Origin of the sequence: Paraburkholderia antibiotica, assembly GCF_012927125.1 — a bacterium.
GTDB classification, from domain to species: domain Bacteria; phylum Pseudomonadota; class Gammaproteobacteria; order Burkholderiales; family Burkholderiaceae; genus Paraburkholderia; species Paraburkholderia antibiotica.
Genome location: NZ_JABBFZ010000002.1, coordinates 47,257 through 60,299, shown reverse-complemented (window position 1 = coordinate 60,299; position 13,043 = coordinate 47,257). Strand labels below are relative to the sequence as shown.

Annotated in this window: 12 protein-coding genes; 7 read left to right on the top strand and 5 right to left on the bottom strand. The window is 60.6% G+C overall.

The features are described from left to right. Window positions 1-10: 10 nt before the first annotated feature. The 3 genes from HHL14_RS04335 to HHL14_RS04325 form a co-directional block, all read right to left on the bottom strand. Complete coding sequence (locus HHL14_RS04335) at window positions 11-1,246, bottom strand: hypothetical protein (protein WP_206002204.1); 1,236 nt, start codon at window positions 1,244-1,246, stop codon at window positions 11-13. A gap of 414 nt (window positions 1,247-1,660) precedes the next feature. After that, the gene (locus tag HHL14_RS04330; protein WP_329601608.1) at window positions 1,661-2,947 is read right to left on the bottom strand and encodes a phospholipase A; all 1,287 of its coding nucleotides are present in this window, start codon (window positions 2,945-2,947) and stop codon (window positions 1,661-1,663) included. 616 nt (window positions 2,948-3,563) lie between these two features. Continuing rightward, window positions 3,564-5,567, bottom strand: a complete 2,004-nt coding sequence (locus HHL14_RS04325; protein ID WP_169496350.1) for a bifunctional DedA family/phosphatase PAP2 family protein — start codon at window positions 5,565-5,567, stop codon at window positions 3,564-3,566. 239 nt (window positions 5,568-5,806) lie between these two features. Here HHL14_RS04325 and HHL14_RS04320 point away from each other — a divergent pair, with 239 nt between their 5' ends. Beyond that, entirely contained in the window at window positions 5,807-6,145 is a 339-nt protein-coding gene (locus HHL14_RS04320; protein WP_230412941.1) for a hypothetical protein, read from the top strand. A 67-nt stretch (window positions 6,146-6,212) separates the two neighbouring features. Continuing rightward, window positions 6,213-6,689 carry an OsmC family protein gene (locus tag HHL14_RS04315; protein WP_169496348.1) on the top strand — a complete coding sequence of 159 codons (477 nt, stop codon included), beginning with the start codon at window positions 6,213-6,215 and terminating at the stop codon, window positions 6,687-6,689. Window positions 6,690-6,893: 204 nt separating this feature from the next. On the opposite strand, the gene HHL14_RS04310 is transcribed toward HHL14_RS04315, so the two are convergent. Further along, window positions 6,894-8,003 carry an OpgC domain-containing protein gene (locus HHL14_RS04310; RefSeq protein WP_169496347.1) on the bottom strand — a complete coding sequence of 370 codons (1,110 nt, stop codon included), beginning with the start codon at window positions 8,001-8,003 and terminating at the stop codon, window positions 6,894-6,896. Window positions 8,004-8,547: 544 nt separating this feature from the next. Here HHL14_RS04310 and HHL14_RS04305 point away from each other — a divergent pair. Then, the gene (locus HHL14_RS04305) at window positions 8,548-9,726 is read left to right on the top strand and encodes a porin (protein ID WP_169496346.1); all 1,179 of its coding nucleotides are present in this window, start codon (window positions 8,548-8,550) and stop codon (window positions 9,724-9,726) included. 191 nt (window positions 9,727-9,917) lie between these two features. On the opposite strand, the gene HHL14_RS04300 is transcribed toward HHL14_RS04305, so the two are convergent. Next, complete coding sequence (locus HHL14_RS04300) at window positions 9,918-10,817, bottom strand: hypothetical protein (protein WP_169496345.1); 900 nt, start codon at window positions 10,815-10,817, stop codon at window positions 9,918-9,920. 301 nt (window positions 10,818-11,118) lie between these two features. Here HHL14_RS04300 and HHL14_RS04295 point away from each other — a divergent pair, with 301 nt between their 5' ends. The 4 genes from HHL14_RS04295 to HHL14_RS04280 all read left to right on the top strand — a co-directional run bounded on the left by HHL14_RS04295 (window position 11,119) and on the right by HHL14_RS04280 (window position 12,634). Then, entirely contained in the window at window positions 11,119-11,262 is a 144-nt protein-coding gene (locus HHL14_RS04295) for a hypothetical protein (protein WP_169496344.1), read from the top strand. 210 nt (window positions 11,263-11,472) lie between these two features. Then, window positions 11,473-11,850 (top strand): type VI secretion system tube protein TssD, encoded by a 378-nt coding sequence (gene tssD, locus HHL14_RS04290; RefSeq protein WP_329601607.1) that lies wholly within the window; start codon window positions 11,473-11,475, stop codon window positions 11,848-11,850. Window positions 11,851-11,853: 3 nt separating this feature from the next. Further along, window positions 11,854-12,372 (top strand): DUF2778 domain-containing protein, encoded by a 519-nt coding sequence (locus tag HHL14_RS04285; protein ID WP_169496343.1) that lies wholly within the window; start codon window positions 11,854-11,856, stop codon window positions 12,370-12,372. Beyond that, window positions 12,353-12,634, top strand: coding sequence for a hypothetical protein (locus HHL14_RS04280; RefSeq protein WP_169496342.1), 282 nt, complete (start codon window positions 12,353-12,355; stop codon window positions 12,632-12,634). The genes HHL14_RS04285 and HHL14_RS04280 overlap by 20 nt, the downstream gene beginning before the upstream one ends. The last annotated feature ends 409 nt before the right edge of the window (window positions 12,635-13,043 follow it).

Sequence of the window (13,043 nt, the reverse complement as noted above, 5' to 3'; positions counted from 1 at the left end):
TCCGTTTTCATCAGGACCCCATCAATTCATGCGTATTGGATTGCTGCATTTCCAGTCCTTCGATGCCGATTGCATCGCCGTTCTTGCCGTGGAATGGCCCGACCGAAAATCCGTACTTCTTCAGGAGACCATGAGTATAAGAGACGGACCATACAGGCGGACTGCCGATAATGAAATCGGATGCGATGCCTTCGTGCCACGCCGAATAGCCTTCGGCAAAGCAGGTGTAGCAGTCGCGCGTGGATGGCAGCCGGAATGGGAACGCGGTGTCGAGTCCGGCGGGGCCGCGCGCGAAGCATTCAATATAGAGCGTATGACCGCGCGACGCGAGTTCGGCTTCGACGCTCGCCGCGCGCGGATGCGAATCGTCGATCCAGAATTGCGCGCGTTTGAGATCGGCGGCGGTGAGGTAGGGCACGCTCGTGCTGCTCGCGAGAATCGCGCCGTCGAATTGCGGCAGCGGCGTGTCCGGGCTGAACGTATGCACCGACACCTTCGATTTGCCGAGCAGATCCGACGCGAGCAGCTCCTTCGCCTGATCGACGAGCAGGTTGATCTTGTCCGGCAGATCGATCAGCACCAGTTCTTTCGGCGCGTCCTTATAGAGCAGGTACTTCGATACCGTCGTGCCGAGCCGCCCGGCCGCGCCGAACAGCGCGAGTTTCGTGTTGCCGAATTCGAGGTCGAGCCGCTCGCAGCAGTGCATCGCCCAGTCCTTGAGCATTGCCGCGGTGGCCGCGTGGCCGGTCGTGATGTGAGGCGGCTTGACCGGCCGCGGCAGCGCGCCGTAGTTGCACGCATAAGGTGTCGATGCACCCATCGCGACCATGTTCAAGCCCGCTTTTCGTGCAAGTTCGAGCGCCGGAAAGAATTGCGTTTCGCGAAAGCGCTTGATGCCGCGCGGACTGCCGAGCCACATTTCGAGCGGCACCGGGCAGGCGATATTGGCACCGATGACCTGCGATCCCGAAAAGATCGGCGACGCGATAAAGGGCTTGGTATTCCACAACTCCTCTTCGAACGATTCGTCGCGCTGGCGTACGTTGTGAAAAGAAAATGAAAGGGTTTCCCAGTCGGTGGCATGGAACAGGAAGCCGACGCCGCCCTGGCGGGCGGGCAGGTTATCGCGGATCTGTTCCGGCAGAATTTCGTGTTTGAGCGTGAGGGGAGCGTTATTCGAATGGGTGAAAAGACGGGGTGACTCGTTTGAAACGGTCGACACATCCTGGAGGAGAGAAGTTTTCATTGGTTTTTCCCTGGTTCTGGAATGACGCTGGAAAAGTCAGCGTGGCGTGGCCAGTCCGGATTGACCGGCACCTTCAACTCTAGAGAAAACCGCGCCAGTGTGCCCGTCTGTTCGTGCACACAGAATTCACCGGCTGTTTAAGAGAGGGGAGATGGCGGGAGGAGAGGGGGGGCGGCGTGAGTGAGGCGTAAATGATGCCGGCAAAAGCCTTGATTGAAGTTCTGGGAGAACTTTGGAAGAACTTCCGGGAAAGCTTCCAGGCAAGCTTCGGATGCGTGTCCGATAGAGCTTCGACAGAGCTTTGGAGATATTCGAAACGTGACCGCGCTTCGTTGCGAGTCCGTTCAAATCGTTAAAAGGGCCGCTCGCGTGTCGGCGAGCGGCCCTTTGCTTGCATGGCAGGAGAACTTCGAATCAGCGCGTAATGCTATAGCCGATTCGTGCAATCCAGCGGTGCTGGTTGTAGTCGAGAAGGTCTTCTCCATATCCGGTGAAGAAGCCGACCCACAGGAAGCCGCCCCAGCGGCTACTGATCAGCTTGGCCAATGGATAGGTGAACTGCGTATCGATACTGCCTTTGCCGCCTTTCATCCCCTTGCGCAGCGTCGTCGAGAGTTGCCAGCCGTCGGTGCTGCCGTATTTGAGCAGCAGGTCCATATAGCCGCGATAGTCGGCGATGTCGTGGTTCTCGCCGGCAATATGCGCATAGTAATAAACCTTCGGCGCGACGGTCAGGTGATTGCCGTTGAGGTCGCCGAAATCCCAGATCGGCTTGACGAAGAAAATATCGATGCCGCGCGATTCCGGGCCGTCACGTCCATTCGATTCGTGTTCGTAGCCGGCCATCAAACCCATCTTGCTCCACCACTTGCTTTTCCAGCCGGTGTCTTCGAGGTAATAGAGCAGCGACGGCATGTAGCTGGTATCGCGGAACGGTGCGGAGTACTCACCGAGATCCCACAACGAGGTTTGCGTATAGGCGAAGTACAGATTGTCCGCGAAGCCGCGCGAGCGCGGATCGTCCGGCGTGACGAGACGGAACTTGAAACTCAGCTGGAATTTCGCGAGGTTCTCGCCATTCGAGCCGTCGGCGAAATACATCGGCTGGTAAGCGGAGAAGCGGCTGAAGAAGTTATTGAGTTCCGGCGTCGGGGCATTTTGTCGCGACGGCGCCGGCGACGATGCGATCAGATTCGTCGACGATGCATCGGCCGCGCTTACGCCAGTACCACTACCCGCGCCTGCCGCCGCCGCAACGCCCGGCGCGCCCTCGGCCGAGGCGAGCGCCGAGTTCTTGTCGGGACGCGTGAGCAGTACGAAAGAAGGCGACACGTCGAGATTCGGCACGTCGATCTTCATTGCGCCGCGTGCCCATTCCGGCCAGGCGCCGACATAGCGCACGGCCTTCAGTTCGCCCGCGCCGAGCTTCAGATGATCGGGCGCGCCGCTTTCGCGCGTGAGTGCCAGCGGACTCGGAATGCGGTCGGGATTACTGATCGCGATGGTCAATTGTGCCGGCACGTCTACTTCGGTGCCGCCGGGTTGATCGCCGGCATAGACGACCGTCACTTCGAGCGGCGTGCTCGACAGCGCTTCGCGCGGTGGACTCAGGACGGAAACGCCGGCCATGCTGCCGGCAGAATAGCCGCCGAGCACCAGCGCGCTGATGCAGACCGACAGGCCCGGCAGCAGTCGCGACAACGGGCGGGTAGATAAGGAGGCTAAGCTGGAAACACGCGAGCGGTGGCTGCTTGCTGCGGACTGGCGGTCTTTCGTTACGCGAGACATCAATCGATTCCGCACACGGAGCTCCTATTAATCTACGAATTCAGGTCGCAACGAGAAGATAACGTCAAAGCGTTAATTGAGCAAAATATTAGGGCCGGTGTGTTTCATTAAAGGAACGGTGTCGTATGCCGGTTCTGTTCATCTGGTTATGCGCAGATTGCGTTCATTCTGCCAGGCCATCGCGAATTGCACGAGGGAAAAAAGAATGAGCGCTGGAATTAGCGGCGTAATGAGGGGAAATAGCGAGGCAAACGAGCGCTAATGGCGCTTCTTCGTTGCATTGGCGCAACGGGGAATTAAACGGCAATGCGTGAACGCGGCTCGGACTGGGAATAGCGCGCGTAGTCGCATAAGTCATTTCCCGTATGACGATTTCCCGGATTGCGGTGGTGGAATTCGATTCGCTGCGCGCGAATCTCGTTGCGAAGTCATCGAGTGGCTGTTTGGGGGGCGGCGCGCGGCGGTTCGTCTGAGCGACGCGGCGGAGGAAGGGCAAGGGCGAACGGGCAAACCGCGGGCGCATCCGCGCTCAATCCATCGGCGACACCAGCAGCGATACCGGCACGCCATGACAGTCGACCTCCGCGACGATCGTCGCGTGGAGTCCGGCGCCCGCCTTGGCGCGCACGTCGAGCGGACTCGTCTGCCGGTCGATGCGCAGAATGTTCAGCGGCCACGACGGCCGTGTCAGCCGTTCGTGCGCGAATGCGCCGACCCACAGCGGCGTGGCCGAGCTGCCGTTGTCGACCGCATAACCGCTCGGCCAGAAGCGCAGCACGTAACGCTCGTCGCGCGAGTCGCCGGGCCGCATGAAGACCAGCGACGACGGCACGCCGTTGTTGAGCTTCGGCAGCACCGGCAGCGACACCGCGGCGACATCCGGCGACGCCAGCGACAGCAGGCTGTGCGCGGACACATCGGTGCCCTCGACCCAGCCCTGCGCGCGCAACTGCTCGCGAATCGAGGCGGGCTGCGAGACCCATTGCAGCGTCAGCGGCTCCTTGTGATCGCCGCCCATGTCGGAGCGGTAGCAGGGCAGACGCCGCCATTCGGAGCTTTGCCATTGCGCCTGCGTGAACAGTACCGGCTGCTGCGGCGGCGCGTTGTCGGGCGGCGTCGGCAGCGCGAGGCCGAGCTGTGCGCCGACGCTGAGCACCACCACCGCCAGCACGACGAGCGGCATGAAGCGGCGCGGCGGCGGCGGTTGCGGATGCCGCCAGATCGCGGTCAGGGCGACGATCGCGACCCACGCGTAGGCGAGCGCCGCGCCGCCGATCGCGTCGGACACCCAGTAGCGTCCGAAGTAGACGCCCGCGAGCGCCACCACGATCACGACGATGGTGCTCGCGCCCGCCACCAGCACGCCCTCGAGCTTGCCGACCCGGCGCGCGAGCAGGAACGCGAGGAAGCCGTAGACGATCACCGTCGCGGCGACGTGATTGCTTGGGAATACGTAATGACTCGTCAGCAGTTCGTTGGGCGGCGCGCGGCGCATCGCGAGTTGCAGGCCGAGGATCAGCAACTGCGAGAACGCGACCGCCGCGAGCCAGTAGCCGATCGTGCGCCAGCGCCGCTCCCACACCATCCACAGCGCGACTGTCACGATCAGCACGGTCAGCGTGATGCCGCTGCCGAGCGTCGCGAGACTCGCGAGCACGGTGTCGCCCCACGGCGTGCGCACCGATTGCAGGAAGTGATAGACGGACAGGTCGACGGTGGTCAACGGGTCGCCGCTGACCACATCCTCGAGGACGCCGAAAAACAGCGCGCCGGCCACCAGCACGATCAGCGACGTGACGAGGATGTTGGTCGCGTCCGGCGTGTCGGGGTCGAGCATCCTGCGCGCGACGCGGCCGAGCGGACCCGGATGGCGGCATGCCCAGCTGCCGAGATGACGGCCGACCGAACTCGACCAGGCGTTCGCGTGCGACACCAGAAAGCCGGCGCCGCGAAAGCTCAGCCAGACGATGCACACCAGCATCGCGAGGATCACGACGAGCCGGAACGATACCGCGCCCGCGAGCAGCACCGATGCGCCGAACACGACGCCGGGCAGGATGTGCGCGGGGGCCCACAGCAGCGCGGACAGCAGGTTGATCGCGTAGAAGCGCAGCGGCGACATGCCCATCATGCCCGCGACGACCGGCACGATCGCGCGTAACGGACCGATGAAGCGTGCGAGCACGACGCTCTTCGCGCCATGTTTGACGAAGAAGCGCTGGCCCGCGTCGAGCACCTCGGGGTGGGTGCGGAAGGGCCACAGATGAACGATGCGATCCTTGTAGCGCTCGCCGATCCAGAAGCTCATGCCGTCGCCGGCGACCGCGCCGAGGATCGCCCAGAAGAAGACCCAGCCGAGACTGAGCGAACCGGTGCCGGTCAGCGCGCCGGCGAGGAACATCGCGGTGCTGCCGGGGATGAAGGTGCCGATGACCGCGATCGCTTCGAGGAAGGCCGCGAGGAACACGATCGCGAGCATCCACGTCGAGTGGCCGGCGAGCAGATGCAGAAGGTGGATGTAGGCGTGCTCCATCGTGCGCGATCGATCGGCCGTTGTGGCGTCCTTGCGTAACGATCGATCATAACGCGCGCGGGCATGGTCTGTGCGGAGCCTGGCAGAGCGCCGCTGCAGGGCATGGGAGATCGGCTCAGAATAGGTGGCGATGGGGTGGCGATGGTCTGCCGCTATGGGCGCGGCGGTGACGCAGGTCGACGGATTGGGGGCGGACGATGAAGCGGGCGAAGCGAGAAGCGGGTGGAATCGTGCGGACGATGTTGGTGGTGGCGGTGCTGTCGATGGGCGCGGTGGGAACGGTCGCGGCGCAGCAGATGGTGGGCGGCCAGTCGGGCGGTGCGAATGGCAGCGGGAGCGTGGCGGCGGCGGGTGGTAGCGCAGCAGGTGGCGGGACCGGTGCGGGTCCCAGCGCCACTCCGGGCGTTACCTCCGGCACGACGCCGGGCGTGGGCACATCGGTCAATCCGACCTATGGTGGCAATTCGAGCAGTTCGGGCCCGGCGCTGAACAACATGCGCGCGAACGGCACAGCCCTCTACATGAATCCCGATCCGCGCGCGCCGAACGTGACCGGCCGGCCCGCGCCGACGCGTTGATGCGATGATGCACGTATAGAATGCAGGTCCGGTCCGAGCATGGGACGACAGAACACAGAGGCAGACGATGGCGCACGGCGAACACAAGTACCACGTATCAGTGCAATGGACCGGCAACCGCGGCAGCGGCACCTCCGGCTATCGCGACTACGGCCGCGATCACGTGATTGCTTCGGGCAGCAAGCCCGACATTCCCGGTTCATCGGACCCGGCCTTTCTCGGCGACGCGAGCCGCTGGAATCCGGAGGATCTGCTGGTTGCCTCGGCGAGCGCGTGCCATAAGCTCTGGTATCTGCATCTATGCGCCGACGCGGGTCTCATCGTGCTCGACTATCGCGACGAAGCCGAAGGCACGATGCTCGATAGCGCCCAGCAAGGCCGCTTCTCGGAGATCGTGCTGCGCCCGCGCGTGGTGATTCGCGCGGGCGGCGATGTCGAACTGGCTACGCATCTGCATCACGTGGCGCACGAGAAGTGCTATATCGCGAACTCGGTCAACTTCCCGATTCTGTGCGAGCCGGTAGTGGAGACGGAGGCGGGCTGACGCGCGTTTGCGTGCGCGGGGATTTGCGGCTGGGAGCGAGAAGCCCGAAGCCCGAAGCCCGAAGCCCGAAGCCCGAAGCCCGAAGCCCGAAGCCCGAAGCCCGAAGCCCGAAGCCCGAAGCCCGAAGCCCGAAGCCCGAAGCCCAAACTTCCCGAAGCCCAAACTTCCCGAAGCCCAAACTTCCCGAAGCCCAAACCCAGCCGCTCAGGCGGACGTCCGCAGCCGCCCGCCCGTGAAGCGCCCGACGAAGCGTTTGAGCGGCTCCACGCCGAGCGCGACCGCGAACAGCGCGCCGACTGCCGCCGCGTCCGCGAGCAGGCCGAGCGGATAGTTCAGATAACCATCGGTGGCGGCATAGAGCACCGAGTCGATCACGAGCGAGATCACCGCGCCGGCGATAAAGCACAGCAAACCCTGACGCCCGATCAGCCCAATCCACGGCAAGCGCCGCGCGATCTTCTTCGCCCAGCCGAGCTGGATCAGATTCGCGACGAGCCATGCGATCGCGAGGAAGTTGCCCGCGCGCAGATACGACAGATTCTGTTTGAGGTCCCCGGGCAGCGGTGCATGCATCAGGACCAGCTTGTAATACGCGGCGCCCGCGACCACCGCGAACGCGAGCACGCTGACGAGCCAGCCGAGCCGGTGCGCGCTGACGCGCTGATAGACCGGCTGGCAGCGCGCGAGCACGCCGAGTACGAACAGCAACTGCCACGCGAACGGGTTGAAGTCCCAGTGCATGTCGGGTGCGGCGGGCAGGTACTTGCCGATTGTCGGCGCGCCGGCCCACAGCGCGACGCTGCCGGCCAGCAGCAGCCACGGCTGGCGGCGCGCGAGCGGAAGGATCGCCGGCACCAGCAGCGCGAAGAATGCGTACATCGGCAGCACCGACGCGAGATACGGCTGGCGGCGCAGCAGCACGATGTCGCGCAGCGCGGCGAGCGGCGTGTCGAGCAGATCGTCGAGGTCGGTGGTGGCGAGGTTCGGCCCGTCGATGCTGAACGCGGTCAGCACCGCGCTGACCAGCAGCATCAGCCCGGCGGTGACGAGAAACGCGCGGTAGATCTCGAACGAGCGACGCAGGAAGCGGCTGCGCGCGATCGTCTCGTTGCGCCGCTCGGCCAGCGCCGCGTAGGCGGTGGCGGTCGCGAAGCCGCCGAGGAACACGAACACTTCGGCGGCGTCGCACAGCGCGTACGCATGCAGCGTGACGCGCGACAAAATGCTGCCGCCGATGTGATCGACGACGATGATCAATAGGACCAGGCCGCGAAAAAAGTCGAGTTCGATCAGACGGGACGAAGACTTTGGCATTGTTAGCGTCAAAAGCAGCCCCGTACGACGGCGCGCTGATCCAGCGCGGCGGGCGTCTCACAAGGCTTTATAAATGGAATTGGGTACGGCGGCGGGAAGGCGATCCATGCCGGCATCGTCCGCGATCCGCTTTGCCGCGACCGGCCGGCTCGATAGCGCGCGGCGTCAGCGGGTTGTAAAGATGACCCTTGCCACGGCAAGGAGTTCCGTTGCATCGCAGCAAAAGGGCTCGATTATATTTCTTTCCATGACAAGCGCGCTGGGAGCCGCGCAGGGGCGGCCGTCGCTTGCCCGCGCTTATCCGCATCTACCCGAAGCCGCATTTCGAAAAAAGGGGAAGTCGCGCGCAGTGGAGAATTAGCAACATTCTCAACAGTTGGCACATCCTCTCATGGACGGCCGCCCGCGCTCGTGTGACGATTTCCGAAACGCATCGCGTCGACGAAGCAGTCTTCAGAACTGCCGAAAAGTGACGAAAAAGCAGTAGCAAGAACAAGGCGGCCAGATCGAGTTGTCCCATTACTCGAGGTGCAGGGAGATCATCATGAACAAGCAAGTGTTCGCGCTGGCTGTCTCCGTTGCTGCGTCTACCGCCTTCGTCGTGCCTGCGCGCGCGCAGACGAGCGTCACGCTGTATGGGGTGATCGACGAAGGTATCAACTACACCAATAACGTCGGTCGCGGGCATGTCTACGAACTCGCGAGCGGTTTCGCGCAGGGCAGCCGCTGGGGCCTCAAAGGCGCGGAAGAACTCGGCGGCGGCCTCAAGGCGATCTTCCAGCTCGAAAGCGGTTTCGATCTGAGTTCCGGGCGGCTCGGCCAGGGCGGGCGGATGTTCGGCCGCCAGGCGTTCGTCGGTCTCAGTTCGCAACCGTACGGCACGCTGACGTTCGGCCGGCAATACGATTCGGTCGTCGACTATCTTGCGCAGACCACCGCCAACGGCAACTGGGGCGGCGCGCTGTTTTCGCATCCGTACGACAACGACAACACCGACAACACCTTCCGCCTCGACAACACGGTCAAATACACGAGCCCGTCGATCTCGGGCTTCCAGTTCGGGGGCACCTACAGCTTCAGCAACGATACTGGCTTCGCGAACAATCGCGCGTACAGCTTCGGCGGGCAGTATACGTACGGGGGCCTGCTGGTCGCCGCGGCCTATCTGCAGGCCGACAATCCGGGCAACGGCTCGAACGGCGCGATCACCGCCAACGACGCCGGCTTCATCGCGACCCGGCTGCGCGTGTTCGGCGGCGGCATCACGTATACGTTCGGGCCGGCGACCGCCGGTTTCGTCTATAGCAACTCGAATTATCTGCAGCCGACCGCCAACGGTTATCTCGGCATCGAGCCGCCGGTGCCGCTCGTGCCGAGCACACCGCAGGGTGTGTTGCTGAACTCGCTGAAGTATCAGAACTTCGAGATCAACGGCAAGTATCAGATCTCGCCGATGCTGTTCGTCGGCGCGCAGTACGTGTACACGATGGAGACCTACGACGCGTCGAACGGCGGCGTGAAGCCGCGCATTCATACGTTCGGTCTGATGGCCGACTACAACCTGTCCAAGCGCACCGACGTCTATCTGCAGGGCGCTTATCAGCAGGTCACCGGCGACTCGACCTTGTCGATTCTCGATTACGCGTTTATCCCCGGCACGCAGTCGCCGTCGTCGACGTCGAAGCAGGTCGTGGTGCGCGCGGCGATCCGGCATAAGTTTTAGGTCGGGCGCGCACTACGTGGCGTGAGATCGGCGGCGGAAGCCGGAACTCGCTGATGATGAGCAGCGCGATTCCGGTGACATAGGACGCACACAACCGCGCGGTATCAATGCGCGTAATTGGTTCATGTGCGTCGCAATGGCGACGCGTTTGACAACATCGCAACTGCGCTGTCGTTGTCGACTGTTTCGTCTTAGCGATTGGCCGATGCTGAGACGGCGGCGATGGATGCGTTACTCACTTGAAGATATTGTCCGATGGACAAATTTGCTGTCCTGCTTCCATTGAAATTGTCATTCCAGACAATTTCTCCTTTACCAAGGGGGCCTGTAACGACGGCTATATAAGCATCCCCGGCACTCTCCAACGTGTATCTACCAGCGGGAATGTCGACGCCGACTTTGTACGTTCCAGAGAAGTTGTATCCGGTCTGACGGTTCATTGCTTGATACACGTCTAATGCACCTACGTAGCCAATTTTTTGGACTGCACTCGGCGATATCAGGTAGCCATCGTTTTTGATATCGCCAATGCCATGCACATACACATACCCGAACGATGGGAAATTCTCGTTATCAATGATCTGGCCGTTCAACTCTTCGCTGAAATATCCACCATCTTTGCTGACAAAAATATATTCCCCCTTTGGGATGATCCCCTTGGCATAGGAGCCGGGTTTGAAAGTGGAGCCACTAGTTAGCAGTGCTGCCACGTTTGTTGTAGCAGGTTGACTATCAGCGTCAGAGGACTTGTCTGCGACGTCGGCCGACGAGTTGGTGCTCGTCTTTGCAGTTTGATCCGAGCCGCCTTCTTCGCCGGGGATGCTGGTTTTTATAGCCGCGCCGATGAGGCACAGGAAAAGAATGATGGCACTTCCGAGTTTAATTCGGGTCTTGCGGCGTTTGTCCGAATTTTCTGAGTCGCCCCGATCGCTGACAAAGAACAGGATTGGGAAAATTACAAATGCTGAGAGAAGGAATGTGAAGATGGTCCATCGACTACCGCTTCTTCCCTTAGCCTTGGCGTACTCACCGCAGAGAGCCGCAGGAATGACTACAACAAGAAAAGCTATTGCGTATTGATATATGTTCACAAATCGTCCATTAGTTGAGTTAGTGGTTGAGCGATGAGTTCATGCCGGCGACTTTGGTCGAGAGTTACCGGCGCTTAGTGTGCCACATGATCTGGCACTTTTTTGGGACAACTACTTGAACGTTCTGAAGGGCACTGGAAGAGTGAACGGATTACTTGCCGTTTGGCGACACAAGATTACGGGGTGCCCGGCTAAATTAAAGGTCTGATGAACATTCAGCCCTCGGCTAACCCGGAAGGCTTTTTCTCTGCTTACGGGAATACCGTTAATTACATTTCCCGACGTGCTGATACTGCCCAGCGTGCCGGACCTGAACCGGCTGCCGACAGCAATCGACGTGCGTACGGGCGCGACGCGCACGCATGTCCTGTTCAACAACGGCTACCACGACATCGCTCAGCGCAATGCAGGAGCGATGATGGATTTTCTTGGCGTCACCCGATAAACGTTCCCATTTCCACCGATTTTTCAAAGGACTGTCAGATGCCGGGCAAATGGACAAAATGGCGTCGCATCGTGCTTGCACGATTATGTGGGACTCATGTAAAAAGCGAGGCTATTCTCAAATTGCGTAGCTAGACTGAATAATATTGAGAATATGCGAATGGCATCAATTACAAGAGAGCGTTAAAGGAATGCCAATTCCTGCATATATGTGGATCAAAGAGGCCACGATGTAAATCTCCCTGTTGATGCGGTCAACGGCAAGATCACAGGTGCGCGTTCGCACTCGCCCGTGTCGTTCGAAAAGGAGTTTGATTCGGCAACCCCTTATCTTTATAAAGCCGTGGCGAAGCGTCGAACGCTGCGGTCTGCCGAGAAAAAAGGAAAGTCATATTTCGTGATGACGCTCGAAGGCGTGAAGATTTGTGGCATAAATCCCGACATGACAAACACGAAACTCGCGCAGGCATCTGCACTCAATCACGTTGAACCGGTCTCCATGATGTATGACCGCATAACGTGGCATTACCTCGATGGCAATATCAAATACACCGACTCGCGGAATGAGCGCGGTGAAACGGGGGCGTGATATATGGCTTATACGGGAAAATTTCTGGTGAACAACACGCCGCTCTCACCACTCACCATCAATGGCATCGGCACGTTCAACGCGTTTTCAGGTGACCATCAGTATCGCAATCGTGGTGGCTGCACGATGGTGCCTAACGATGGTCCGATTCCTGCCGGTAAATACTGGATTGTGGATCGTCCCACGGGGGGCGCGGGCTCGCAGGCTTATGCGTGGGCGAAGGACACTTACAACTCAATGTTCGGCAAGCCATCGAATCACCGTGAGTGGTTCGCGCTCTATCGTGACGATGGTGCGATTGATGATTGGACATGGATTAATGGTGTCAAGCGCGGGCAGTTCCGATTGCATCCAGCAGGCGGGCAGGGTATTTCGCTCGGCTGTATCACCCTGCCAAGCCATACCGATTTCATGAGAATCCGCAACTCGCTGCTGCACACGGTGACCATTCCCGCCCGCCACTCAGGGCTTCAGGCATACGGAACCATTGAGGTCATCACGTATGGCAACACTTGCCCGTAGGCTGTTCAAGGTCACGTTGTTTTGCGGCCTGTTCTATCTCGCCTTGCGCTATGTCCACACTTATCCGTGGCCGATGCCGGAAAGCCAATCGGTGATGTGGTGGCGTGCTTCGCGCTGGCTAGGCATCCGTGACCCAGAAGATTTGTATTTTTGGGTTTGGGTGCCTATTGCACTGTTCGTGTCGGCAGTGGCTTACGTGGCGATCGTGAGGCTATGGCGGGACTACGGGACAAAGCGCCGGGGCGACGCGGCACGAAACTGAACCGTTGGCGGTCTTCTGCAACGAAGCAGGATGCGATTTCTCCGAACACCCGGTTGAAGGCTGCTTAAGTAGTGAGCTTCCCGAAAAAGGCCCGCAGATGCGGGCTTTTTTCTTTTGAGCGGAGCCTCGTCGACCTGGCGGCTGGCATGTCATTCCCGGCCGCCCGCACTAATTTCGACAATTTCCCCGTTCCGAACTTCTCTGTAACTCCTTGATTTATATGGCCGCGCAACGCGCGATTTGAACGGCTAAATTTGTTTCAGAATGCACTGCATGTCGTTGAGCCTAAAGGAAAAACCGTTACAAGCCGATATATGTGTATCAGAGTGTGTGAAGCGACGCGTTTTTATTAAAAGGCACTTTACAATCCCGCCAGCATTTTTGATCGGCGGTCTAGTCGCGATCCGAT